The sequence below is a fragment of the Ruegeria sp. B1 genome (genome assembly GCF_056535885.1).
Window position 1 is genome coordinate 3,246,358 of the sequence record NZ_JBQFJA010000001.1, and the last position, 26,233, is coordinate 3,272,590.

General features: G+C 59.0%; 18 protein-coding genes. 11 read left to right on the plus strand and 7 right to left on the minus strand.

All coding sequences use genetic code 11. The features are described from left to right. Positions 1-71: 71 nt before the first annotated feature. The 3 genes from ACR3ES_RS16070 (at position 72) to ACR3ES_RS16080 (ending at position 4,999) form a co-directional block, all read left to right on the plus strand. The gene (locus ACR3ES_RS16070) at positions 72-1,367 is read left to right on the plus strand and encodes an O-antigen ligase family protein (RefSeq protein WP_170435495.1); all 1,296 of its coding nucleotides are present in this window, start codon (positions 72-74) and stop codon (positions 1,365-1,367) included. A gap of 106 nt (positions 1,368-1,473) precedes the next feature. Continuing rightward, a complete protein-coding gene (locus ACR3ES_RS16075) occupies positions 1,474-3,693 on the plus strand; it encodes a GumC family protein (protein WP_480423869.1) in 2,220 nt (739 codons plus the stop codon). A 52-nt stretch (positions 3,694-3,745) separates the two neighbouring features. After that, complete coding sequence (locus ACR3ES_RS16080; RefSeq protein ID WP_480493333.1) at positions 3,746-4,999, plus strand: polysaccharide biosynthesis/export family protein; 1,254 nt, start codon at positions 3,746-3,748, stop codon at positions 4,997-4,999. A gap of 12 nt (positions 5,000-5,011) precedes the next feature. Here the strand turns inward: ACR3ES_RS16080 and ACR3ES_RS16085 are convergent, their stop codons facing one another. Next, the gene (locus tag ACR3ES_RS16085) at positions 5,012-6,070 is read right to left on the minus strand and encodes a glycosyltransferase (protein ID WP_170435488.1); all 1,059 of its coding nucleotides are present in this window, start codon (positions 6,068-6,070) and stop codon (positions 5,012-5,014) included. A gap of 604 nt (positions 6,071-6,674) precedes the next feature. On the opposite strand from ACR3ES_RS16085, the gene ACR3ES_RS16090 reads away from it, so the two are divergent. Next, entirely contained in the window at positions 6,675-7,391 is a 717-nt protein-coding gene (locus ACR3ES_RS16090; RefSeq protein ID WP_480423871.1) for a sugar transferase, read from the plus strand. Positions 7,392-7,416: 25 nt separating this feature from the next. Beyond that, on the plus strand, positions 7,417-8,796 hold the full coding sequence (locus tag ACR3ES_RS16095; protein WP_170435486.1) for a glycosyltransferase family 2 protein: 1,380 nt from the start codon (positions 7,417-7,419) through the stop codon (positions 8,794-8,796). Here the strand turns inward: ACR3ES_RS16095 and ACR3ES_RS16100 are convergent. From ACR3ES_RS16100 to ACR3ES_RS16110, 3 genes are all read right to left on the minus strand, one after another. After that, the gene (locus ACR3ES_RS16100; protein ID WP_170435485.1) at positions 8,782-9,798 is read right to left on the minus strand and encodes a glycosyltransferase family 2 protein; all 1,017 of its coding nucleotides are present in this window, start codon (positions 9,796-9,798) and stop codon (positions 8,782-8,784) included. The two genes, ACR3ES_RS16095 and ACR3ES_RS16100, sit on opposite strands and share 15 nt — an antisense overlap. 171 nt (positions 9,799-9,969) lie before the next feature. After that, complete coding sequence (locus ACR3ES_RS16105) at positions 9,970-10,350, minus strand: hypothetical protein (protein WP_480563066.1); 381 nt, start codon at positions 10,348-10,350, stop codon at positions 9,970-9,972. A gap of 64 nt (positions 10,351-10,414) precedes the next feature. Further along, positions 10,415-13,552 (minus strand): glycosyltransferase, encoded by a 3,138-nt coding sequence (locus tag ACR3ES_RS16110; protein ID WP_170435480.1) that lies wholly within the window; start codon positions 13,550-13,552, stop codon positions 10,415-10,417. A 419-nt stretch (positions 13,553-13,971) separates the two neighbouring features. Here ACR3ES_RS16110 and ACR3ES_RS16115 point away from each other — a divergent pair, with 419 nt between their 5' ends. The 5 genes from ACR3ES_RS16115 (at position 13,972) to ACR3ES_RS16135 (ending at position 19,662) form a co-directional block, all read left to right on the plus strand. Beyond that, positions 13,972-15,492: a lipopolysaccharide biosynthesis protein gene (locus tag ACR3ES_RS16115; protein ID WP_170435478.1), complete on the plus strand. Its 1,521-nt coding sequence runs from the start codon at positions 13,972-13,974 to the stop codon at positions 15,490-15,492. Between the two features lie 76 nt (positions 15,493-15,568). Continuing rightward, positions 15,569-16,303 (plus strand): sulfotransferase family 2 domain-containing protein, encoded by a 735-nt coding sequence (locus ACR3ES_RS16120; RefSeq protein WP_170435476.1) that lies wholly within the window; start codon positions 15,569-15,571, stop codon positions 16,301-16,303. A gap of 76 nt (positions 16,304-16,379) precedes the next feature. Beyond that, complete coding sequence (locus tag ACR3ES_RS16125) at positions 16,380-17,468, plus strand: glycosyltransferase (protein ID WP_170435474.1); 1,089 nt, start codon at positions 16,380-16,382, stop codon at positions 17,466-17,468. A 33-nt stretch (positions 17,469-17,501) separates the two neighbouring features. Further along, positions 17,502-18,695, plus strand: coding sequence for a glycosyltransferase (locus ACR3ES_RS16130; RefSeq protein ID WP_170435473.1), 1,194 nt, complete (start codon positions 17,502-17,504; stop codon positions 18,693-18,695). Between the two features lie 37 nt (positions 18,696-18,732). After that, positions 18,733-19,662: a sulfotransferase family protein gene (locus tag ACR3ES_RS16135; RefSeq protein WP_170435471.1), complete on the plus strand. Its 930-nt coding sequence runs from the start codon at positions 18,733-18,735 to the stop codon at positions 19,660-19,662. Between the two features lie 65 nt (positions 19,663-19,727). Here ACR3ES_RS16135 and ACR3ES_RS16140 read toward each other — a convergent pair whose 3' ends face one another. The 3 genes from ACR3ES_RS16140 to ACR3ES_RS16150 form a co-directional block, all read right to left on the minus strand. Next, on the minus strand, positions 19,728-21,584 hold the full coding sequence (locus tag ACR3ES_RS16140; protein ID WP_170435661.1) for an SLC13 family permease: 1,857 nt from the start codon (positions 21,582-21,584) through the stop codon (positions 19,728-19,730). Positions 21,585-21,915: 331 nt separating this feature from the next. Beyond that, positions 21,916-23,763, minus strand: coding sequence for a dihydroxy-acid dehydratase domain-containing protein (locus tag ACR3ES_RS16145; RefSeq protein ID WP_170435469.1), 1,848 nt, complete (start codon positions 23,761-23,763; stop codon positions 21,916-21,918). A gap of 373 nt (positions 23,764-24,136) precedes the next feature. Next, positions 24,137-25,021 carry a LysR family transcriptional regulator gene (locus ACR3ES_RS16150; protein WP_170435468.1) on the minus strand — a complete coding sequence of 295 codons (885 nt, stop codon included), beginning with the start codon at positions 25,019-25,021 and terminating at the stop codon, positions 24,137-24,139. A 195-nt stretch (positions 25,022-25,216) separates the two neighbouring features. Here ACR3ES_RS16150 and cuyA point away from each other — a divergent pair, with 195 nt between their 5' ends. Continuing rightward, positions 25,217-26,227, plus strand: a complete 1,011-nt coding sequence (gene cuyA / locus ACR3ES_RS16155; RefSeq protein WP_480425505.1) for a D-cysteate sulfo-lyase — start codon at positions 25,217-25,219, stop codon at positions 26,225-26,227. Positions 26,228-26,233: the final 6 nt, after the last annotated feature.

Consider the following 26,233-nt stretch of genomic DNA (forward strand, 5'->3'; position numbering starts at 1 on the left):
ACCAAGGTCACCGGAACTTGGGTGGGCACCGTCGTCGAGACGTGCAAAACCACGCCAAAGGCCACAGTTCCATGAGCATTGCGCTGGCCTCACTCATCGATCCGGAACGGAACACGCCTTATGCGGTGCCTGCCATTGCGATATCGATGTTTGTTTTTGCCTATTCCCCGAGTTTTGGGCCGCTTTCGGTCCTTATCTTTTATGGTCTATGGCTGCTGCCGTTCACACTGGCCCCCCGCATCCTGCTGGCGCGCCCCTGGCCGGTAATCCTTCTGTTACTCGTCCCATTTTTCTTTGCACTGTCCACCATTTGGAGCGATTCCCCGGCCGTTACACTGCGGGCTTCGATTCAGTATGGCATCACGGTTTTTGCGGGGTTGGTGGCCGCGCGCATTACCTCGGTCGCCAACCTTGCGCTGGGTGGTACGGTCGGGGGGCTGATCGTTTTGCTCTATTCGGCGGCCAATGGCGGCTACTCGTATGACTACATCGACGGAGATTTTGCCTTCAACGGCGCATTTTCATCGAAGAACCAGCTTGGCTACTTTGCCACGCTTGCGATCATTTTCTCGGTCTCGCTTGTCTGGATTTTCAGAACCAAGCGCAGCTTGATCCCGCTGGCCGCGATTACCGCCGCAATCGGCGCGGTGATTCTGTGGATGTCGGATTCCGCCACATCCCTGCTGTCGGCGCTTGCCGCTTTTGCCGTAATCCTGTTCATCGGATTTGTTCTGCTGCTGGCGCCCAAGTTGCGGCGCACCACCGTTTTCCTCGCCGTCACCGCGCTGGGCGCTTTGGTTTTGGCATCACATCACCTGGGGGCTTTCGACGCCGTGCTGGCAGCCTTCGGCAGGGACGCCAGCCTGACAGGCCGCACCTATTTGTGGAGCCAGGCGTTTGAGGTCGGGGCCGAACAGCCCATTCTGGGTCTGGGATACAACGCCTTTTGGGTTCATGGGCGTCCGGCGGCGGAACAACTCTGGGCCGAGTTCTACATCACCGCACGCACCGGCTTTCACTTTCACAATCTTCTGATCGAAACCTATGTCGGAACCGGTCTGGTCGGGCTGGCGATGATCATCGGTCTGTGCCTGCTGCTGGTCATCATGCCGCTCAGCGCCGCTCTGGCGCGCGGCAGTGTCGGTTCGATCATGTTCTTTTCCGGTCTGGCAGCACTGTTTCTTGTGCGCTCCGTTGCCGAGGTTGATTTTGTGACACCCCATACAGTCGGCTCATTTCTAGTCGCCTACGTCCTCTTACGCCTGTTCGATCATCACCGCAGTGTGCGGCACGCAACCCGCTTGTCGATGCCCATGCGGCAGATGCGGCATCCGTCGCTGGCCAGAACAGTGGGGGCAATCGAATGAAAACCTGGGCCGATCATAGTTTCTGCAAAACATCGATGCATGGCAAACGCGGGGGCGCACGCTTGCCAAAGGTGCAGTTCGCCACTGACGCTTCGGAGGTCTTGCCATGAACGAGCCCGTCAAGGAAAGGCGCATCAGCTGGACAAAAGACAACGCACATCTGCTTGCGGGATACCGGGACGAACCCCGGATCGATACCGGCGCAATGATACGGGCCGTTCGGCGTCAGGTTCCTTTGACCATGGCATCTGCCACTCTGGGCGTCGCCCTGTCGGTGGTGATGATTCTGGGGTCTGTGCCCCGCTATACAGCCGTCGAGACGGTACTGTTGGATGAGGAACGCGCCGAGTTGCTGAACGAGGTGTCGCCTCTCCCCAACGCCGTGCGATCGGACACGGCGGTTCAAAGCGAGATCGAGATCATCAAGTCCCGTGCTCTGGCTTACCAGGTCGTGGACATGCTGGGGCTGGAACAGGATACGGATTTCCTGTCGCCGCCGCTCGGGGCCACTGAACATGTGAGCCGCCTGATCTCTTCTGTGACGCGCCCGCTGGCACGGCTTTTGACGCCTGCGCCCCCTGCCCCCCGAGCAGACGCGCTGTCCTCGGGTATGGGCACCCAAGGCGGTGCTGAAACCACGATCCCGGAGTTTGATCTGGAGGTCACGGACAGGGACCGGGCCGTGCGCATCCTGCGTGACCGGCTGTCGGTGTCGCGGTCCGGCCGGAGCCTTGTGATCGAAATCGGGTTTTCGGATTTCGACCCGACGCGCGCCGCACTGATCGCGCGCGGCTATGGATCTGCCTATGAGAACTTTCAGCTCGTCACGACAAACGAGGTTGCCGCCAAGGCCGAAGCCTGGCTGCGCGACCGTCTTGAGGTGCTAGAGGAAAAGAGCATCCAGGCGGCCTCGGCCCTGCAGGAATTCCGCACCGAGAACGATCTGGTTCAGGTACGCGGCGATTTGCTGACCGAACAACAGCAATCCGAACTGGCCAGCGAACTGGTCACGGCAGCAGCATCTGCAGCCGAAGCAGAAGCGCATCTGGACAGTCTGGAATCGCTCGTTGCGCGCGTCAGAAACGATGAACAGATCATCGCCGTTCCATTTGTCGACGGCCTTGTCGCCGGCGGCAGCGAAGACCTGCGGCGCAATTACCTGAGTGCACGTCAAAACTATCGCCGGATTGTCGAGCAGTTCGGCGCGGAACATCCCCAGGCGCAGCAGTTGCAGGACCGTATTCAGGTTCTGACCGACGCCCTGATCGTTGATCTGGAGCAAGCGACCGAAGCGGCCCGCGTCGTCTACAACATGGCGCGTGGCCGCGAGCAGTCCCTGCGGTCCGATCTGGCGGCGACCACCGACACGTCGGACCTGAACGTGGCGTTGCGCGGACGGTTGCAGCAGCTTGAGGCCATTTCGGAAACCTATGCGCAGGTCTACCGCGACTATCTTGCCCGCCTTGAAGTGACGATGCAGCAACAGAATTTCCCCATTGCCTCCATCAAGATCATCTCGCCGGCCGAGGTTCCCAGAGACCCGTCGAGCCCACAAAAGAAAGCCATGATTTTTGCAGGTCTGCTGCTGGGCGGTCTGTTGGGAGCGTTGATCGGGGCCGCACGTGAACTGGTTCCGAAACCCGTCCGGACCGCCGCGGCGCTTCGCCACGAGGTCGGTTTGAACTGCGCGGGCCTGCTACCGGGCAAGGACAGCGCACGCGACAAGGCTGCGGCAAACACAAAGGCGCGCACGCTGGAACGGCTGGCTCAGGCCTGCGAGGCCAACCGGCAAAACTCTTCGGGTGTCTTGATCGGCATCGCACCCCTATTGCCGGGCCTCGCAAAGCCGCAGGATCTACCGATGGAGTTGGCCCAAAGACTGTCTGGGCATGGCAGCCGCAAGGTTTTAGTGATTCACGCGGACCACGCATCCGACAGGTCGCCTCAGACACCGTCCGCCGGTGTTGATACCGTCAGTCTGGAAAGCGTAGCCGCCAGTTTCAGCGACCCAGACACGCGGACACCCGGCCTCGGCGATCTGACGCAATTGGCCAAGGAGCTTCGGCAAAAGTATGACTTTGTCCTGGTTGACATGCCCCCCCTGAGCCAGGCCGCGCAATCTGACCCCACCTCATGGGCGTATGACGTGACACTCCTTCGGATCGCCTGGGGCAAAGTGCTGCCGAGCTTTATCTCGGAGGCGCTGCAGGACCATCCCCGGTTCAGTGCCGCGCTCACCACGACGGTTTTGGAAGATGCAAATCTTGCGACGGCAAGAAAATACATCAGTCCGGGTAGCTATGAGGAACTCAAGATCAATGCTTAGATGCCGACCCATAAGCCTATACCTGGCGCATCTGGGTGTCGTTTGTGCCGTAATGCTGAACATGCTGGTTTTCGGTGGAGCGTCCGCGCAAACCCAACCCGAATCCGGGATTTTGGATCGCGAACATATCGGGCCGCAACAGACGCTGGACATCCGGATCGGCCGTTGGGACCCGGTCAGCGAAGCCTTTGTTGCCTGGGAGGCAATCGGCGGGTCGTATCTTGTCGACACGACGGGCAAGGTGGCTCTGCCCCTGGTCGGCAGCGTTCAGGCGACCGGGATGACACCTGACGAATTGGGCGCGGACCTGTCGCAACGTATTCAGGACCGCATGGGGCTGCGCGGTACTGTCCAGGCCATTGTGACGATTACAGAATTTGCGCCGATCTACGTATTGGGCGATGTCCGGGCCCCGGGCGCCTACCCACATGTGCCAGGTATGACCGTACTGCAAGCGCTCAGCCTGTCCGGCGGCATCGATCAGGCCTCGTCGGCTCTGGTTCGGGGCGAACGCAACGCCCTGACCGCGCTTGGCAGCTACCGGGTTTCGGAGCTTGAGTTGATGCGGCGCGTGGCCCGGCTGGCGCGGCTGGAGGCCGAAGAGGCTGACCGGAAGATCGCCGTGCCGCCCGAACTGGAGGCTTCGGCGCTTGGCGCCGAGTTGATCGAGCAGGAACGCAAGATCATGGCGTCCCAGAAATCGGCCTTTGCCTCGAATCTGGCCCAGATCGAAGATTTGGAGGCGCTTTTGCTGGAGCGCATCGACAGACTGCAACAACAGGCGACCCTGCGGGAGCGGCAGTTGAGCCTGCTGAGCGAGGAACTTGAAAACGCTGCCAGCCTAGTCGAACGGGGCCTGTCGACCGTCTCGCGGGAAAGCGGCCTGCAACGCGCGGTGACGGATCAGCAGGTACGGCTGCTTGAGGTTGAAACGGCACAGTTGAATGCCGAACAACGGCTGAACGAAACCCGCCGCGACAGGCTTGACCTGACCAACCAGCGCGATCGCGAACGCGTTCAGGGCCTACAGGAGGAACGCGCCGCCATTGCTGAATTGCGGGTCAGAATGGAAACGCAGGCCGCGCTGTTTGCCGAGGCGAACCGTACCGGAACCGGATTGATCTCGCTGTCCGATCTGGTGTCGTCAAAGATGCAGATCACGCGAAACGACCCTGATGGAACGGTCACGTTTGACGTCGGCCGCAACGATCCCGTCAAAGGCGGCGACGTTCTGGAAGTTATCCTGTCCGCGCCATCGGCAAATGATACGATCCCCGTCCGCCGGTTGACGCCGCAGGGAAACTGACATGTTCCATCGCTATGGAGCACCACCGCCGAGAATTTCAAGCAGCCGGTCAATCTGTCTTTCGGGCATCATCTCGGGCCGCTGGGCATGCGCCAGCGCCGCTTTGGACACCGCGGAATAAGCCTGATCGTCGTTCCAGAGGCTGCGCACCGCATCCGCCCAAACGTCAATCGGCGCATCCTTGTCCAATAGAACACCGCCCGGCCCGACCGCTTCCGGCAAGCCGCCAACCCGTGACGCGATCACCGGAATGCCACTGACCTGGGCCTCGGCGGCAATGCGGCCGAACGCTTCCTCCCACTGGCTGGGGGCCAGCACGATGCGAGCATCCGCATACACCGTCCGCATGTCATTGGTGGAGGGGCGCAGCGTGACATTTGGAAGCTTGCCCAGACGGCTCTGCAAATCGTTTTCCTGTTTGGCCGACAAGCCCCAGCCCCGGACAAACACAAACGGAATGTCCGGACATGCCTCGGCGACTTTGAGTGCGGTTTCGACGCCTTTATTCGGATGAGGGTTGATGAAGGTCACGTTCTGACCTGTTGTTTCGCTTTGGTATTTCTCAGCCTCGATCATCGGGTAAATCACGCTGGCTGAAACACCCTGCGTTTCTGCGAACCTTTTTGCGGTAAAGTGCGAATTGGCGATGAACCTGCAATTGGACAGATCCGTCAGCGCGCCCCCAAGATCTTCGGTTTCGACATTGCGCAGATAGATAAATGTGCGGGTGGCTTCCCGGTCGATGGCCTGCGCCAGCGGAACCGGCAGCCGTGACTGAAAAATCGCAACCTCGGCCCCGAAATCCGCAACAACCCTACGCACCGCCTGGTCCGCAAACCAGGCCCGGAAGACCGGGTAGCCAAGCGTCTCGTCCCGAACATAACCGCGCCTCGTCAGTTTCAGCAAAAGCCGCGCACGCCTTCCCAACCAGCCCTGCCCGGTCAATCCAGCAAGAACGCCCACTGTGTGGCCCCGCGATCTCAGCCTGCGAACCAGTTCCTGCGTGCTGGTTTGCGCCCCGCCATACATCTGCGGCAGGTAGGGATGGGCACTTCCAAAGAGAATTCGCACGGCGGGTTTACCTTATCGAGAACCTTGGGCGGCGTGCCGGACCGTCAAGGGCAGCCATGCGCATGCCCAAACGCGCTTCCCACGCATCCCGCTGGCAGACGCGCCTGATCTCGACTCCGACCCCAAAGGCAAGCCGTGAGGTGCAAGAATAACCGATCATCCAGCCGCAGATTCGAATCACCTTGAAACAGGTGCAGACTAGTCTTTCTCAAGTTAAGCATCTCTCGTTAAGCGCGAGTGGGGATTCGGGACATTCACATGCAAACCGTGCGCCGAGTGTTTAAATTGCCTTCGATTTGGGCACGTGGTCTGTCCGATGTCAAAAGATACCCTCTGTCCAAGCAGCCATGTGCGGAAATCGGGCCAAAGTCCTGCCTGCCATAGGCGGGGCTTTGCTTGCATCGATAATGAAGTTTGCAATCGCAGCGATTGTCATACCCTTCTTATGTGCAGGTGCAAAAAGGTACGTGTCAGCGAGGGCAGCCAGGTACGGATCACTTTCGCCGGCATCGGTTGATGCTTTGCGGCGATCGTCTTTGCAACTTTAGGGGGCATGGGTGCTGATTTTCGGTGCCGGTCACTTGAGACATAAGGATGGACTGTGATGAAACCGATAGAGACTGAGGCGGCCCCTGCGGAGGGTATGATTGCTCCAATCGTTCAACCCCGCCATGCTCTGTGGGTACGGCCCGCGCTGCACGCGGCGCCAGTGGGCGGAATGACAAAACGAGCCCTGGATGTCGCGGTGGCCATGGCCATGCTGGTTCTGTTGTCGCCGCTGATGGCGGGCTTGGCCCTTTTGGTCTGCGCCACATCGCCGGGACCGATCTTTTATCGCCACCGCCGGATTGGGTACAAAGAACGGTCCTTCGGCTGCCTCAAGTTCCGGACAATGGCCGTGAACGGAGACGATGTTCTTGAACGGCATCTTCAGCAGAACCCGCAGGCGCGCATCGAATGGGAGCAGACCCAGAAATTGCGGGACGATCCCCGGGTCACGGCGGTTGGTCACGTGTTGCGTAAACTCAGCCTCGATGAGTTGCCGCAGCTTTATAATGTGCTGCGCGGAGATATGAGCCTTGTTGGACCGCGTCCGGTTCTCAGCGAGGAACTGCGCAGATACGGACCTTCCAGCCGGTATTATCTGCGGGCGCGGCCGGGTATCACGGGTCTGTGGCAGGTCAATGGCCGCAACACCACGACATACAGGCGCCGGGTCGCCTATGACCGCGCTTATGTTGCAAAAGCCAGTACAACGCTCGACATCGCCATCCTCGCCAAGACCCTGCCAGCCGCGATGCGGTCGGCGGAAACCTCGTGAGGGTGCGCGTCAGGAGCATTGCGGCGTGCAGGCAGGTCGCAGGCTGATGATGGGGATGGCCGAGGTGGCCAAGGGAGGCGGGCAACCGAAACCTCTCGACACTGACGACACCGCCGCAACGGCCGCACAGGTCGGGGCCGCGCCGTTGGTGTCCGTCATAATGGCGAACTACAACGGCGCCGCTTATCTGCAAGACGCGGTTGCATCGGTGCTCGACCAGTCGCATTCAGAGCTGGAACTGATCGTCGTCGATGACGCATCGGACGACGGCAGCCATGAAATCCTGCGGAAATGGGCTGCGTCAGACGCGCGAGTGAGGCCCATCTTCCTTACCACAAATGTAGGAGCCGCCGGGGCAAGGAACATCGCAGTTGGGGCTGCGCGCGGCGCGTGGATCGCAATCGTCGACGCGGACGATCTGATCCACCCGATGCGTATCGAGCGCCTGCTGGCCACTGCTCAGCGCATGGGGGCAGACGCGGTGGCCGACGACCTGCTGAGTTTCGGGGCATCCGAAACGGCGGGCCAGACACTGCTGGCGGACGCGCCAAACCTCGGTCCAAAATGGATCACCGCCGCCGATCTTGTCCAAAGCGACGCTGCAATCGCCGGGCTGGCGTCTTTGGGGTATCTGAAACCGATGATCCGGCGCGATACTCTGGGCGCGCTGCGGTATGATGAAACACTGCGCATTGGCGAAGATTTCGATCTGTATTGCCACCTGCTCGTACAAGGGGCGCGCTTTCTGCTGACGCCAGATCCGACCTATCTCTATCGGCGATATCGGGGCTCGGTGTCGCACCGCCTGACCGTACCTGCGGTGGCCAGCCTTATCTCGTCGCATGACCGATTGGCCGATCTTGCGGCTGCCATATGCCCCACGGACGAGGCGTTGATGCGTCAACTGGCCAGGCGCCGGGCACGGTTGGGACATGCCTTGCGCTATCAGGAACTCGTTGCCGCACTCAAGTCTCGCGACTTGCCCCAATCGATCCGACACCTGTGCCACAAACCGTCCCTGCTGGCGGATTTGGTCAAAAGCGGGAAAGACCGCATGCGTCGCAAACACCCGTTCCGACAAAAATCGGCGGGAGGCAAAGCAATGACACTCGTCCTTGCCGCACCGGATCGGTTGGATCAGGTCGCCGCCCCGTCAGGCGCAATTCGGCTGCCCGTGCAACCATCCACCGGGCTGGACGGCGCGGACGGGACCGGGCGTCGCAAGCTGGCCTGCCAGCTTGCCCGATTGGCTGGGCAAGGGCCGGTTGACGTTGTTGCGGACGGTCTCGCAGGGCTGGAAGCTCTGGGATACATTCCGATGTGCCGTTCCAAGCAGCTTGTGCTGTGCAAAGAAGACGCGGAAAAAGCCCCAATCCCCCAAGGCGTTGTGCTACAACTCCGGTAATCCAGACCCGGGATTGACCTCATCTGTCTGCAACAACAGACGCACCCCGTGATCGGGTGCTGCCTCCCCTGCCATCTCGTCCAGTCCAAGCTTGTCGCGCGCGATCTGCCGCGCGACCGGCCATGCACGGTCCCGCGCGCTCAAAAGGTAGCGGATCGCCGCCCGCCCCCCCTGGCTGCGGCGCAAATCGAGAAAGACGCGGTGATCGTGCTTGCGCCGAACCTCTGTCAGATGGGCCTGCATGGCCCGGGTCAAGTTGGATGAATGCGGCCCCATAGCCAGATGCGCGCGCAGCGCGGTGAAGAAGCTCCCCAGGTCATCTGCGCCGTGTCTGGCGCTGAGCGAGTCTCCCCGTACGACAGCCGCATATCCCGGCCTGCGCGTCAGGCGCATCCGCGCCCCGGCAAGCAGCATCCTTACATAAAGATCATAGTCTTCCCCCAGGCGCAGCGATGGATCATAGCGCAGGTTGTGTTGTTCAAGAAAGCGGCGCGACAGAAGTGGTTTCAGAAATCCCAACTCGCCGCGGGACACTCCTTTTTTGCGAAGATTGCCCAACACAAACCCGGTTGCATCCAGCGGAGTAAAAGCGGGTGAAATCACAGACCAGTCCTGTTCAACTGCCATCGCCAGATGCCCGGGTTTCACGAATGCGATGTTATCCGCCACCATCTCGATAGGGTCACAGGACAACAGACATTCAAGCCGCCCAGGCAAAAACACATCGTCCGAGTCCAGTACAGCAACAAAATCGGATGTAGCGTCATCAATCGCCCTGTTACGGGCAGCGGCTGGACCCTGATTGGTGTCCTGCCGGATCAGTCGAACACGTCGGTCTGCTTCTGCTTCGTGGTTGATGGCAGCACAAGTGCCGTCAGCGGAAGCGTCGTCCACAACAATCACTTCGGCCGTTTCCGGCTGCGCCAGGGCGGAGCGGATCGCGCGGGATACAGTCGCTTCGGCGTTGTAGGCGGCGATCACGACGGTGACGGAAACAGGCATCGGTTCTGGTCCGGTTTACATGTGCTCGGGCCGCGTCGTTGGGCGGCACCCGAAGGCCTACGGCATCCAGCGGATCTGTCCAAGCGTCTCTGAGACAAAGGATGGAGGCTCAGCAGTCATTTGCCGGCGACGCCGCCGGAATGGGCGGTCATGCCCCGGCGCGTGGGGACATCATCCGGCGTCGCGTTCCTGTGAAACGTTCGAAGCTGGCGCTTTTTCCTGGCTCTCTTTGCTCTTGCGGCTGTGTTCCGCCGCAAGGAGCGCAACAACCAAAACATATGCCAGCTGCAAGGCAACAGTAACAACGATGACAAAAAGAACCAGTTGAGACGACTCGAAGCCTGCCGCCATGCCAATCGCTGCCGACACGGCGACGGCAACAAAGAGACCAACGATAAAGATCGGTAATCGCATCCTATCCACCAGAGACCCAGACCCGGACCGGAGCCCCGGCACGCCGTACCATTTGACGAAGCCTACAGCAAAACTGCGGTGGACGACCACCCAATTATCGTTGCACTTGTCGCGATTGACGAAAAAATACAGGCGCATTTGCGAAACAAATGCCGGAAATACGGCAAGGCGCAATGAAACCCGGGGCACCCTGCCCCCCCTCTCAGGTTGAAGGTGTCCGCCTTTTTCTTCCGGGCGCACCGTAAACCGCAACGGCGCGAATGCCGATCAGCGCGGCAATTGTGCCCAGATGCAGCGCACCCCGCAGCAGATAAGCATTGCGGCGCGCAACAAAGGGTGCGGTCAGCAGAGCAAAAACCATGCAGTAGAGAACCTTGGCGAGTGCCAGAGGCAACACCATCAGGTATGCACCGATCCGGTTATGCTGGCGGACCAGACTGCCGTGCGTCTGCCCCATGCGGAAACGTCTCTTGAACAACCAGGCCATCGTCGCGCGCGCGGGTGTGACCGGCTCGTCGAGACTGGCCTCAGGTGCAAACGCCAGTTCGGCACCGTCCTGCAATGCGTTTTTGAAAAACGCCGTATCCTCGCCCCCGGAAACGCCCCGGTTCAGGTCAAACCGCCGCCCGGCAAGGGCTGCGCTGTCCAAGTTCATAACAACATTACAGCTGTGTCCGGCAATCGGTCGACCATCCACGGCCAGTTCGGGATTGGTGTCATGGATACGCAGGTCCTGCATCCACCCTGGCGCATCGGGCGCATAAAGCGCGCGCACGGGCCCGACAACGGCATCAGCTTGCGTTTCTGACAGGGAGGCCACAAGAGCGGCCAGCCAGTTCTGGGGCGCCAGCTCGTCATCGTCTATGAAGGCAAAGATGCGCAATCCGCGCCGGTCGGCCTCATCCAGGGCCGCATTCCGCGCAATCGAAATGTTCCCCGAAGGTGCAAAGCGGTAGATCACCTCATGGCGCGAGTCGGCGGCAAAGCCATCCACGACGGCCCGTGCGCTGGGGCTGTCATCGTTATCGATAACGATGATCGTCAGGTCCGTGTCGGCCGGAAGAGTCTGGTGTTCGAGTGTCTGCAGAGTGTCTAGCAGCGAAGACCGGCGGTAGGTGCAGACGCCGACAGCAATACGATCAACCACAATTTCGGATTTCTCGGACTCCATTTTCGGTAGGCGTCCAGTCTTGGCACCAGGACAGTGTAGAAGGACGTGTTGCCAGAACCCAAACGACCACCCCAGATGCATAACGGCTGCAATCGGGCCGGCGCTCAGCGCCGTGATGTCACGCCGCACAAAGGCCAAAGACGCGGCGGCGGCGAGACACGCCAGCACCCAGATCGTTGCAGGCAGCGCAAACAACACAGAAAGCGGGGTCAGAACCGTCAGGCCAAGCATCGGCGCAACAGAGATCATCGCCATTTGGCGCAGTCTGGGGCGCTGCCGATGCTTCAAAACGGTGCGCGCCCGTCCACCGCCAAAGTTGACATATTGCCGAAAAAGCGTCCGAACTGAACTGCGCGGAAAGTAATCGAGCCTCGTCTGCCCGGTCAGCCAAATGCGGTAGCCCGCCTGCGTCAGGCGCATATCCAGCTCGGCATCTTCGTTATGCGAAAAGGTTTCGTCATAACCACCCGCGGCCCTGAACGCATCAAGGCGCATCAATGCGTGATGCCCGTGATCAACAAACCGCCCGGCCCCGCCGGTTCGGTGGGCCGATCCCCCATTTCCAAGACGTGAATTCTGGGTCAGTGCGATGGCGCGTTGCATTGGGCTTTCGCCAACCGCAGTCATCGGAACCACAACGCTTGCGGCACCCGTCCGCCCTGCCTCGGTCAGCAGGACATCCGCAAAATCTTCGGGATAGCTGGAATGGGCATCCATGCGGATCAGCCAGTCCATGCCGTCCCCAAAGCGGGCGCAGGCGGCGTTCACCCCTGCGCTCTGGAGGTGGGCCGGATTGTTCATCAGCCGGATGTCGAACCGGGGCAGTGCCTGCATCCTATGTTCGACAATACCCTGCGTTCCATCCGTCGAGCCGCCATCGGCGATCACCAGACGCGCCGGGGCCGACAGGGCATTCCGGCGGTCAAGGAAGCCTGTCAGCCCGTCGATGACACCGGCAATATGGGCCGCCTCATTCAGTGCCGGTACCACGATCAACACTGCGTCCTGCGATGCATCATGGGTGGCTGGCAACTGGTGGCTGTAGCCAGCGACAATTGCATCGACCAGATCGCAGGCGTCCTTCCGGGTCGCCCTCCAGACATCCGCTGGCACGGCCATCTGTGCCCGTTGTAGACAATCCAGAGACGCCGGCGTCACGCGGCGCAAAACTCTGGCCACCGTCGCCGGATCCGCCTTGTCGAGTGTCAGCCCAATGCCCAGATCGATCAGACGATGCGCCGTTTCCGTACCCGCAAGGGCGATGGGTGGGACTCGGGTCAAACCGCTTTCGTACAGGCGGTTTGGCAAAAGCCAGGTCGAGTTTTGCCCGGTGTCATACTGATCGACCAACCAGGCCAGATCGACCGCACCGTAGATGTCTGCCAGATCATCCGGATAGGTGTAGGGGCCGTAGAACACCATGTCGGGATTGTTCTCAACAATCTTATGAAAATCGGGCAGCTCATCCAATGCCGGGCGGCCACGCAAAACGACCTCATACTTGCCGGGCTCGGCACGTGTCAGACTGTCGAAACTGTGCAGCGAAAAGCTGCATCTGAGGATCCCGAACCAACCGATGCGCAGCGGCCCGGGCACCGGGGCCGGAGTGTGTTGCGTGTATGGATCGACCGCAACATCTGCTGCGACAACTTTGTTTTCCACCAGTAGAATTGGGACAGCGCAGTGCTGTGCCGCATCGAAATACGCGCGCTGAAACGCAGGGGATGACACGATGATGCGGTCCACATCCCGGCACAGGCGGCGCTCGATCCAGCGTAAGGCCCGCGCTTGGGCGGATGGCCCCACCATCAAACGATGAATGTCGAGTACCTCGTAGACAAGCGGGATCGGGTCCCCCGCCCCCCACATCCGGCGCAATTGGACGGCAAGCGCCAACATCTCTAGGTTGCGGCACAGGATCGCATCCGGCTTTTGCATGCCCGAAAACGCCGAGCGCAGCTGGACCCGCTGTTTCAGGACGGACACTGCCCGTTGCAGCATCCTGGCATTGTATGTCTGGCCAAGAACCAGCGCGGGGCCGGGCAGCGCGCCTGAGCGGCGGCGGAACCCCGCAACCGTCACCCGGGCGCCACCCATTTGCAGCATGTCGGCACGGCGCCATACGGCGGCATCATCCAGATCATGCGCCAAATACAGAAGGCGGCTCATTGCCCGGAAACACTTGTTTTCTTGGACAGCACTCGCACTCTGCGGTTGATTCTGCTCGTCTTCATCGGGCAAAGACCCTATCGAAGGTGGGCTTTCATCCGGCAGCTAAAACATCGCGATCCCGCTTGTCAAAGCCCGTTTCAAGGACCGGCGAAACCGAGCCGGAGCTGCTGTCTCCATAGGCAAGAAACCGTTCAGACGACCATAAACACAACGGTTTATACACCGCAGGACAACCGGATGGGTGATCGATTCTGCAGCCTTTGCGACCCGTATCGGCGTGTTTTCCACCCTAATGAGCACCCGTTTGGCGAGAAGTTGCTGAAATGGATGCTGCACGTGCAAAGGACGGGCGTGGCGATTTGTGCCCTGTATTGTTCCCGTCGGAATCACGTTGAAATGGCGGAAAGCCCCAAAGCATGACCCAACGCGACGCTCACGAACAGGTCGAGACCGCTGCCCACGACAGTTACAGTGGTACGGTCATGCAGGGCAGTTTTTACGCTGCGCTCAGTCAGGGCGTCACAATCGGCTGCCAGATTGGGTCTGTCCTCATTCTGTCGCGATTGCTGATGCCCTCGGATTTCGGTTTGATTGCGATGATCGGACCGCTCATTGCCTTTCTATCGATGTTCAAGGAAATGGGCCTGTTGCAGGCGGTCATACAGAAACGGACGCTCACCTATGGGCAGCTCAACTCACTGTTCTGGATCAACCTGAGTGTCAGCGTTGGATTAACCGTTGTGTTGATTCTGACGGCCCCGCTGATCGCTGCATTTTTCAGAGAACCCGATCTGATTTGGCTGATCAGGGTCATGGCCCTGAACATGGTGCTGACGGCGCTGGGAGCGCAGCATTTTGCCCTTCTCAATCGCCAGATGCGTTTTGGCAAGATTGCAGTGAACGCGGGTGTCGTCGCGGTATGCTCGCTGGGAACATCGATCCTATGGGCCGCGGTGTCGCCGACACCATGGGCCTTGGTGGCCGGAACGCTGGTAAGCGGGGTTGTCGGCGCGGTGCTTGTGTGGGCCTGGGTGCCGTGGCTGCCGTCCCGCCCATCTGTGGCCACCGGCACGGGTGACCTATTGCGGTTTGGGGCCGGTGTCACGGGGTTCAAACTGGCAAACTTCCTGTCGCGCAATCTGGACTCGGTCCTGATCGGGCGCGTCTGGGGCGGAGCTGCATTGGGGTTCTATGACCGCGCTTACAGGCTGATGTTGTTTCCACTGAACCGCGTGGCGCAGCCACTCTCTCAGGTGATGGTGCCGGTCCTGTCGCGCATACAGGACAACCCCCACCGCTACACCCATGCGTTTTTTCGCATGTTCGGGCTGATGCAGCTTGCGATTCTGCCCGGTGTCGCGGCCATGACCGGGATGGCAGATACAGCTGTTCCTTTTCTTTTGGGCGCGAAATGGGCCGATAGCGCGCCGATCTTCGCAGCGCTGGGGATTGCCGCCTTGGCACAGCCGCTGGCAAACCCCACCGGCTGGCTGTTTGTCAGCCAGGGCCGCACGACCGAGATGGCGTGGTGGGGGTTTGCATCCGCAGGGATCAGTTGTTTCGCGTTTGTATGGGGCGTCCGCTATGGGGTGTGGGAGCTTGCCATGGCCTATGCCGGCGTCAGCATCCTGAAACTGCTTCCTCTTTGGCTGCTGGTCACCCGAACGGGACCGATCGGTCGGGACAACATCCGAAAACGGGTTTTGCCGTTGTTTTGCGCGGGGTTGATCACCTACGGGGCGATTGTGGCGGTTCAATCGAGCTTGCCCGATTTCGCTGCAGCCAAACTCTTGTTCGGAACCGCAGTCTGTTACGCGGTTTTTGTCGGCGTTCTGACTGTTACGCGGTTTGGACGCGAGATTTTGTCCGATGTGAAACATGTCGGTTTGACCGGGCTGCGCAAGCTACGGCGCCCCAATTCAAAGAGGCCCGCATGATCTGTTTTGTGGCTCGGTCAACCGCCGCGCTGTGGCTCGGCCCGTACGCGACCTCCCAGATAGCCGGGGTTTTGTCATGCACGCGATAGAGCACATCAGAACCAACATCGGCTGGCAGTTTGCCCCGGATCGCATGATCGAACGGTTGGCGCCAAGACCTGACCCGCAACTTGAGGAGGTCTACAGACGACGCGGCCTCATCTTGATCCACATCCCCAAGAACGCGGGCACCTCTGTCGAAGAGGCTTTGTTCGGGTATCGCGTGCGGCATCGGACCTGGCGCGAGGTTCAGGCCACATGCCCGCGCGCGTGGCGCGACCTGCCTAAGATCGCAGTTATACGCGACCCCGTAGACAGATTCCTGTCGGCCTTCGATTACCTGAAATCCGGCGGACGCAATGAACATGATCGTATGTTCAGCGCAAAAGTAATCGGCAACAAGTCAGTCTGTGCCTTCATAGACCTGTTGTCTGACAGCAGGTCGTATCGGGATACCGCAATGCGATATTTTCACTTTCGCAGACAAACGGATTATGTGTGCGACAAGACAAGGATCATGGTTGATGAGTTGATCCCGTTCGGCAACATGGCCGAGGGCCTGACCAGGATCGCGGGCGTTCGACCCGGCTCTTTGACCCACGCGAACAAGACAGCGGGTGCGCGAACGGACAGGTCCGACCTTTCGCAACGGCAGATCGACCAGATCACCCGTCTCTATACCACTGATGCCAATCTGTATGCGCAAGCCTGCGCGGCATGGCTGGTGGCATATCCCGACACGGTAAAACACCAGGATGGAGCCGCAGGATGAAATGTGCCGCTTTCACGGGCCGCTACGACCCATCAACACGCGCAACAGGTTTGCGCCGATCAGCAGGGTATTGAACATGCGCATTCTTTTTGCAGGCGGAAACGGCTGGCTGCCCGAGGCCAGCGGCGGCACCCAGAACAGCACCGATCACCTGATCCGTCAGAGCATTGCACAGGGTCATGACTGTGCCGTTTACTGTGGCTTTTCCGGTCGCGGGGTCTTTGGCTTTCGTATGCGGGCACAGCGCAAGATCACCGGCCGTCCGTTCAGCATCGACCGCAGTCAGGGGTATGAGGTGATGCGCACATGGGAGCCGGTGGACCCCACGCGCATTGCCGCCGCAATCGAGCGGTTCAGGCCTGATATTGTGGTGATCCAGACCCGGCACTCGGCAACTCTGGGTCACGCGTTTTCAAAACACGGCCTGCCCGTTGTGCTCTATCTCCGCAACGTGGAGTTCGAAGAAAATGAGGGTGATGTGAGTTCAATTCCGAACGCCAGTTTCATTGCTAACTCGAACTTTACCGCCGGGGTTTATTATCAAGCCTATGGTATCGACTGCACCGTGATCACCCCAACGATCAACTTTGAGGAATACCGCTGCGATACAACCCGAGAGTTTGCAACGCTGATCAACATACATCCCAAAAAGGGATACGAGGTCGCGCGCGAGATGGCGCGCGCCTGCCCCGACATACCGTTCCTGTTTGTCGAAGCCTGGACACTCTGGGACGGGCTGTTCAAAGACATCATGGCCGAAATTGCCGAATTGCCCAATGTAACGTTCATGCGCCGCACCTCGGACATGTCAAAGGTCTATGGGCGCACTAAGGTCTTGCTGGCACCCAGCCAATGGGAAGAAGCCTGGGGCCGTGTCGCGTCGGAAGCGCATTGCAGCGGCATTCCGGTGATCGGATCAAACCGCGGCGGATTGAATCAGGCCATCGGACCCGGCGGTATCATCCTGCCCCATGACGCACCAACGATTGAATGGGTGACCGCACTGCGCAAACTGTGGTCGGACGACGCAGCTTATGCTGAACTTTCCGAGAAAGCGCTCGCTTACGCCAAGCGTCCCGAACTCGAATTCAGTCGTCAACACAAAACGTTCCTGGCCGTTCTTGAACGCGCCATCGCCCAAAGGGACGTTCGACGTTCGGCCTGAGGACGATCTCAAAACCAAGTTCGGAGCGATCCATTGAAGATTTGCTTTTGCGTCTCAAGCTTTCCGGCCCTGTCTCAGACCTTTGTCACCTCACAGGTGATCCATGCTGTAAAGCAGGGTCATGAGGTGACCGTGGCCTGCAAGGCCTTTGACGACACAACGCCCCTGTCCCCCGAGCGGAAAAGCGTGCTCCGGAACGTGCGGATCGTGATCTGGCCGTCGCCCCATCCGCAGGTTTTAAAGGCGCTGCCAAACAGTCTGGCCGACCGCATCGTCGTAAGGCTGGATCGGTCCGCTTGGCGGCGCCAGATCGACGCGGATCTTGTGATCGCGCATTTTGGATATCGCGGAACGGCAGTTGCCCGCGCGCAACGCAACTGGAAAACGCGTCCGCCGCTGGTGACGATCTATCACGGACGGGATGTCAGCGTGGAATACCGGCGAAACGCCCTCTCCCGATACCGCATGTTGTTCGAAGAAGGTGACCTGCACGTCGCGGTCAACACCCCTTTTGCACACCGCCTGATCGATTGCGGCGCGCCAAAGGCTCGGGTTGAGACCCGCCATCTGGGTATTCCAGTTTCCGACTATCCCTTTGAACCGGCTGAGCTAAAGACACCTTTGCGCCTTTTCAGCGTTTGTCGACTGGTTGAAAAAAAGGGGTTGGCGACGGCCATCGATGCCCTTGCACTATTGCGCGAAAAACACCCGGAGATTGATTGGAGATACGACATAGGCGGCGATGGTCCATTGGCGGAGGATCTGCATACCAGAGTGATCCAGTTGGGACTCGGTGAGACAGTCCATTTTCTCGGCGCGCTGTCGCATGAACACGCATTAAAGCGGATGAGAGATACAGACATCTTGCTGGCCCCCAGTTGCACTGCGGAAGACGGCGATCAGGAAGGCATCCCGGTCACCCTGATGGAAGCGATGGCGTTGGGCACCCCGGTTTGCGCTACCCGTCATTCTGGCATTCCGGAGCTTGTGGAACACAATGCCACCGGGCTTTTGTCGGAGGAAAAGGACCCAAACGGGTTGTGCCGAAACATCGCCGCATTGGCCGGGGACCCGCATAAGGCCAGAACCCTGTCCGTTGCAGCCCGAAAAATGGTCGAGCAGGCGTTCAATGAAGACCTACAAAATGTCCGGTTCCTCGAGCGGTGTCTTGAACTGGTCAAGGACTCGGAAATGCCAGAAGCCAGTCCAATTTCGATCCGGTCTTGACGCTTTTAAGCCCGCTTTTTCTCAGGAGACAGAGACATTGAAGACGCCGGACTTCATAATCGGAGGGGCCCCAAAGTGTGGCACAACTTCGCTGCATCAGGTTTTGGACCAGCATCCGGGCGTGTGGACGGCAAAGAACGAGCTCTATTTTTATGACGCGGACGACCCGATCGCGCATGGCGATTTCCTTGGGATGGATGGCGATCACCTTACATGGCGGTCACCCCATGATCCCGGCTTGGAAAGCTGGTACCAAAATCGGTTTTCAGAGGCACCGCAAGGATGCGTCCTTGGTGAGGACACAACAACTTACCTGATGTCAGATGTGGCCGCGTTTCGCATCAGAGCAGCGGCCCCAAAGGTCAAAATGATTTTCATGCTGCGTGATCCGGTTGAACGCGCCTATTCGCAGTATTGGCATCTTGTCCGCAGTGGTCGCACCTGTTTATCTTTTGAAAAGGCACTGAGCCAAGAGCCCTCGATCATTCTGGGATCGACCTATGCGCCCGGCCTGCGGCAATTCCACCAAGCACTAGGTCGAGATCGTGTGCACGTCGTCCTGTTCGAAGAGTTCAAGGCGAACAAGCAGGGTGTTCTGGATAACGTTTTGGCTTTTCTGGGTATGGACCCTATGCCGTTGGAAAGGGTCGAAACCTGGCACAATCGGACAAGGTACCCGGCCCGAGCCAGGACTTTACTGCGGCTGAATCATATTGGCCGGATTCTGGTCCGGTATAGGTATGCGCGCCATTTCGGCGGGGCCAGCAAAGTGGTGGCCCGTTTGGGACACACAGCTTATCGGCGCTGGTTTCGCTTTGTGGACAGACACATCCTGACCCAAGACAAACCGCCTTGTGACATGCGGGCGAAAACGCGCGTGTATCTGAACCAGCACCTATCGGACCGAAATGCAGGTCTCTCGGACCTTCTTGAAAAAGACCTCAGCCAAGTCTGGCCAGACTTTTAGCATTAGATGTTCCTGGCAACGACGCTAACGTTTCAACAGAATAGAACCGGACGCACCAAGACGTCTCAAAACACCAGGTTAAGCATCACCAGCGAGACGATCAGGAAAAGTATCGTCATGACCCCACCAGATCTAACGAAATCCATGACTTTGTAGCCGGCGGGGCCCATAATCAGCGCATTGACCTGATGTGTTGGTATGATGAAGCTGTTCGACGTCGATATCGCCACGGTCAGCGCAAAAAGGGCCGGGCTGCCGCCGGCCGCAACCGCAATGGATACAGCCAGCGGAACGAGCAAAACCGTGGCGCCGACATTCGACATCACAAGCGAAAACGCGGTGGCCAGAATGGCGACCCCTGCCTGCAACGACCAGATCGGCCATCCGTCCAGAATGGTCATGATTTGCTGTGCGATCCATGCCGCAGTGCCTGTGTTTTGCACCGCCTGGCCCAGCGGAATGAGACAAGCCAGCAAAAACACGGTGTTCCAGCCAACGGCCCGGTAGGCCTCGTCCACGCTGAGTACGCGGGTCAGCATCATTCCGGCGGCACCCGTCAACAGGCACAGTGACAACCGCACGTCGGTGAACAGGATCAGCGACAGAGAGATGGCAAAAAACCCCAGCGCCCAGCCGACCTTTTTGGGGCGCAGTTCGTCCTGTGGGAAATCCGTCGTGACAACAACAAAATCCGGGTCGCGCTTGATCCGCATCAGGTTGTCCCAGCGGGTATGGGCGACAAGCATGTCACCGGCATGGAATTTCTCGAGCCCGATCTGCGTGGAGTGATGTGTATCCGTTTCAACATGGCTGAGCGTTTCTTCACCACGGTGGATCGCCAGCAACGACATACCGTAGGTCTTGCGGAACAACAGCTCGCGGGGGCATTTGCCGATCAGCTTGCTGTCCGGGGTGATGACAACTTCGGCGATACCGGCATTTGTCGGAGCAAACTCTTCGACGAAGATATCCAGATCCGGCAGGACCGTCAGACCAAATTTGCTGGCAAACTCCTCCACAACCCAACGCCGACCTATGATTGCCAGCCTGCATGGTGCGGCAATCTCGGCGGTCAGAACCTGCACCATCGAGGTCTTTCCACGATAAAACGTTGAAATGATGTAAAGGTGGTTTTCGTGATTGATGTCGGCCAGAATCTGCCCAACCAGCGGGCTGTCTTCGGGCACGATCACTTCGAACACATCGGCCTTCAGCCCGTACACACGTTGCAAATACTCCTGGGTCCCCTGCCCCGTTCCGGTGTTCTCCGACCCGGCATCACCAGGCAGAACCCACCGGCCCAGCAGCAGAAAGTAACAAATCCCGGAGAGGATCAGAGCGGCGCCAATCGGTGTTACTGAAAACAGACCAAAAGGCTCCATTTTCTGGCCCTCGGGCAGACCTTCGTTTGCCGTCAGGATCAGGTCGTTCAAAAGGATCAGGGGGGACGAGCCGACCATTGTCATGGTGCCGCCTAAAATTGCGCAAAAGCCCATGGGCATCAGCAGGCGCGATAGCGAGATGCCGGATCTTGAGGAGATCCGGCTGACCACCGGCAGAAACAGAGCCGCCGCCCCGACGTTCTGCATGAAAGAAGAAATGACCCCAACAGTGCCCGACACAATGGGCAGCACCCGGTTCTCGGACGTTCCGCCATATTTCAGGATGACCGCTGCGACCTTGTTCATGATGCCGGTCTTGTCCAAGCCGGCCCCGACGATCATCACCGCAATAATCGAAATCACGGCATTGGATGCAAACCCGTCAAACAGTTGTGTGACGTTGGCCAGATTCTCCAGCCCGGGCGCGTAGCTGAGCAGACCGACAATAACCAAAACCAGAATGGCAGAGAGGTCGATCCGGACAACTTCCGAGACAAAAAGAAACACCGTGAAAGCCAGAAGCGCACAAACCACGCCCATCTCAAAGGTAAAGGCCAACTCTTCCACTGGTACCACCCGGATCTTTTTTCTTGAGTGTAAAAAGAACCTTTAGACCATTGGACTTGGCTTGTCATGAAATTTCGAAATCACGTCAGTAAACGCAAGAATGTTGCCGTACGGCACGCAGATTTGTTGCGCCCGGTTGATATCACAGACCGGACTATCTGGCATCTCATACGGGGAACGTGTCGCGACCCATTGTCAAAGACCCGGGTCGCGGGAGTGCTTTTGTGCCTGAACCGGTGAGCTGGCTCACACCATGGAAATTGCTCTGAAGCGCCCCTTACATCGCTGACAGCTGCCCGTCCAACTACTCTCGCCACCGGTTGCTCGGGACAAAACCCGTCTGGATGGGATCGCGTGGGGCATTCACCCACAACTCCCGACCGGGATGGATTCCCGCACCCTTGACGGCAGGAACGGCAGAGTTGCGCATGCGGTACAGCAGCCGGGTATCAGCCAAGCCGCAGTTCGGGTGCACGCCGCCATTTGCGGCCACCACAGCATCCCACTTCGCTTGGCGCTCAGCCCGTACAACCGGGTCGTCCAAAACTGGCGCGTTCAGTTCATTGACATTCAAGTCGGCGATGATTTCATCCCCGTCTTCGATCAACGCAATCGGCCCGCCCAGCGCAGCTTCGGGGCCCACATGCCCGATGACCAAACCAACCGAACCGCCGGAGAACCGGGCATCTGTCATCAATCCAACCGTTATTCCGCGCTCACGGCACAAGGTGGTGATGCGCGAGGTCGGGTCCAGCATTTCGGGCATGCCCGGGGCTCCGGCCGGGCCTTCGTAACGGACGATAATCATGTCACCATCCTCGAAACCTGTCGGATTGGTGTCGAGCATATGCAGAAGCCCGGTCTCGCCTTCAAACACACGAGCTTTGCCTCGGAACACATTGTTTTTAAGGCCGCCTTCGACACCTGCCAGTTTCAGGATGGCGCTGAATTCGGGCGACAGGTTGCCGCCGAGCAGACGCAGACCCCCGGTTTCCTTGAAGGGGGCTGAAACGGGATAAATGACATCCCCGTCTGGAGCCGCAGTTTCCAGCCGTTCAACTTGCTCTGCCAGCGTTTCGCCGGTGCAGGTCGGAACGTCGCCGTTGACCATCCCAGCATCGATCAACTCTTTGACAATCACCTGCACGCCACCAACGCGATCGATGTCCACCATCGAATATCGGCCATAGGGACGGGCGTCGGTGAGAACGGGGACGATCTTCTGTGACCATTCATTGAACTCTTCGGGTGTGACAACGTCGCGCCAGAAGTTGCCAAAACCCGCGGCACGGCCAATCTCCGGTGCATGTAGAACAACGTTGGTTGAGCCCCCGATGGCCATCGCGACAATCAACGCATTGCGCAGCGAGTCGCGTCCGACAATGTCACGGGGGCAGGTGTTGTTCTCGATCATCTTTGCGAGATAGCCCACGAGCTGGGACGGAAACTCTTCCATACGCCGGGGGTCGTCGGACGGCGGCGCGACCATATGCAAGGGCTGCATGCCCGCGACGCCGATAAAGGTTTGCATTGTATTGTAAGTGAAGATACCGCCACACGATCCATATCCCGGACAGGCCAGGCAGGCGATGCGTTTGCGGTATTCGGCATCTTCGTTTCCGGCAACCTGATAGGCTGAGATAATGTCGATGCGCTCATTCGAATCCGGGTCGCGGGCCGGATGGATCGACCCGTCCGACATCATGATAGCCGGCTGGTTGTGCTCCAAAAGGGCGGCCAGCGTACCGACCGGCGGCTTGTCACAGGCCACAACCGCGATCGTTCCGCCCAGACCCGAAGCCGACAAGTGCTCGCAAAAGCCATCGTTGGTCACCTCGCGCCCGATCAGCGAATACCGCATTTCCTTGGTTCCGTTGCGAATACCGTCCGACGTGGCAACCGAGTATTCGGGCTGAACAAGACGCATTGCGATCTTACCCGGTTCGGTGCCGATCTGGTCACGCAATGTCGCGTGGATCGCCTCGACCTTGGGCTGGACGCCAAGATAGCACTGGCTGTCTCCTTTGGTGCCGACGACACCGATAGATGGCGCATGGATCAGGTCCATGTCAGTGCCAAGTTCACGGGCAATTCCATAGGCTTGAGAATTGCGGCCAGGGTGTTCGTCGAGACGTACGGGATTCTTAGGCATGCTGTCTTTCCAGTTGGTCACCCGCCCCGGGCCGGATCATACTCCGGAAACGCGGCGGTCATTCGTTCGATGGCGTTTTGGTTTATAGAGCAGGTTTTTCGGCAGGATAGAAGCCTTAGCCGTTCGCCCTGTCAAAAAGTCCCAGCCAGCTCAGATACGCAGTGACTATCCAGATTCCACCCGCAGGCAGAGTTGTCGACTGTCTGCACAGGCTTTTGGAGGGCCGATTTATCCGGTCTTCGGGCAAGCGTTTGTCAAAGCCAAACATCGGTTTTTCCGGTTCAACGGTACGTCTTTTGCGCTGTACCATTTGATGCGCACTACCAAAAGCTGACATGTCGGGCAAAGCCAGCAGCCCCTCTTCCCATCCTTCTCAATTGCTCCAGAGCCGCAACAAATCTACGGCTGTCGCATCACTTGTGTTTGCGTAAACCGCGACATCCAGCGCCTCTCGGCCAAGCCCATTCGCCAACGAGACCATTTCACCGCTCTGCAACTCGCTATGCACCATGCTGAATGGTAGCCAACCTACCCCAAGCCCCTTTAAAACCATTTCACGAATTCCTGTGGAAAATGCGGTTTCGCAAACTGTCTTGGCGCTGAAGCCAGCGGTGCCAAAAATCCGTTCCTTGCGTCGCAGCACCTGGCCAAAATAACTGTTATCCGGATACACGATGGCCGGGGCATCCGCAGTAATCTCGCCGATATCCTTTATCGCAAACCGCATCGCTCCACCGACAACCGGAATGAGATAGTCGCGCCCCCAGAGCCCCCGCGCGACCCGGTTTCCGAATTCCAGAGGTTCTGCCAGATCGGATTCGTAACACAGCAGCATATTTGCGTCTTTCCGCAGAAACATGCTGACGCAATCGCTGAGGTTGGCCGCGTGCAGCCGAAACCGGACACCCGGAAACCGGCCGCGCGCCTTAAGCGCCATATCGGGGAAACGGGAAAACACCGCTGCATGCTGTGCGGCAATTCGAACCGTGTTTGCTTTGGGATCATGATGAACAATTTTTGTGCGCATCTCCCGGAGTTGCGTCAGCAAGGCTCTGATCTCTGTTTCGTTTAAAACCAGCGCCGGGCTGATTTCGACGCGGTTTGTTTTCCGGTCGAGAACCGGCACGCCCAGCCAATCCTCGAAGGCGCGAATCCGCCTTGAAAACGCCGGTTGCGTGATGTTTCGGCGGGCGGCGGCGCGGCTGAGATTACCCTCTTCCAACAGGACTAAAACGTCATCCAGCCATTGCGTATCCATCAGCATTCCCCATCAGTCAAAGAAAATGTATGAGCAGCCATAGAAAAAAGCACTGTTTTTCTACGTTTTGATAAGGAACGCTTTGAGAAAACCCAATGCGGAGGATTTCGGGGCATGTCAGAGTCAATAGAGATCGAGACCCACGGTGCAGGCGGGGCTCTGGATGAAACTGTGAGCCTCTGTAAAGAGCTGTCGATCAAACTGGCCCGATTTCCGCGTATCAAATTTGGACATTTGCCGACACCGCTTGAGCCTATGGACCGTCTCGGCGAAACTCTCGGTGGCCCACGGCTCTGGGTGAAGCGCGATGACTGCACCGGCCTGTCGACAGGGGGTAACAAGACCCGCAAACTGGAGTTTCTGATGGCAGAGGCCGTCGAAACCGGCGCCGACACGATCATCACCCAAGGTGCGACACAGTCGAACCACGCACGCCAGACTGCGGCTGCGGCGGCCAAGCTTGGCATGGACTGTCATATCCTGCTGGAGGATCGCACAGGATCCAATGACCCAAACTACACGTTGAACGGCAATGTGCTGTTGGATCGGCTGCACGGGGCCACGGTCTCTAAACGCGGCGACGGCGCAGATATGAATGCCGAGATGGAGGGTTTGGCGGAGCAAGTGCGCGAAGCCGGGAAGAGGCCCTACATCATACCCGGAGGTGGGTCGAACGTCACCGGCGCCTTGGGTTACGTGAATTGCGCCCGCGAATTGACGGAACAGGCCGCCAGCATGGGGCTGGCCATGGATGCACTTGTGCACGCAACAGGCAGTTCCGGAACGCAGGCTGGCCTTGTTGCGGGCCTGTCAGCCATCAAAAGCCCCACCCACCTTCTGGGCATCGGTGTCAGAGCGCCGCAGGACAAACAGGAACAGATGGTCTTTGACCTCGCCACCCGCACGGCCACCCATCTGGGGACCGGAACGGACATCATGCGCAGCGACGTTCGGGCCAATTGCAACTATGTCGGACCCGGCTATGGCAAGCCGACCGCAGGCATGGTTGAGGCGATCAAGTTACTGGCGCGGACCGAGGGGCTTTTGTTTGATCCCGTTTACTCGGGCAAGGGTCTGGACGGGCTGATCGATCAAATCCGCAAAGGGTATTTTGACGGAATGTCCAACATCGTGTTCCTGCATACTGGCGGAAGCGCGGCCCTTTTTGGCTATTCTGATGCATTCGGATTGCCCGGATACACCTAAAATACA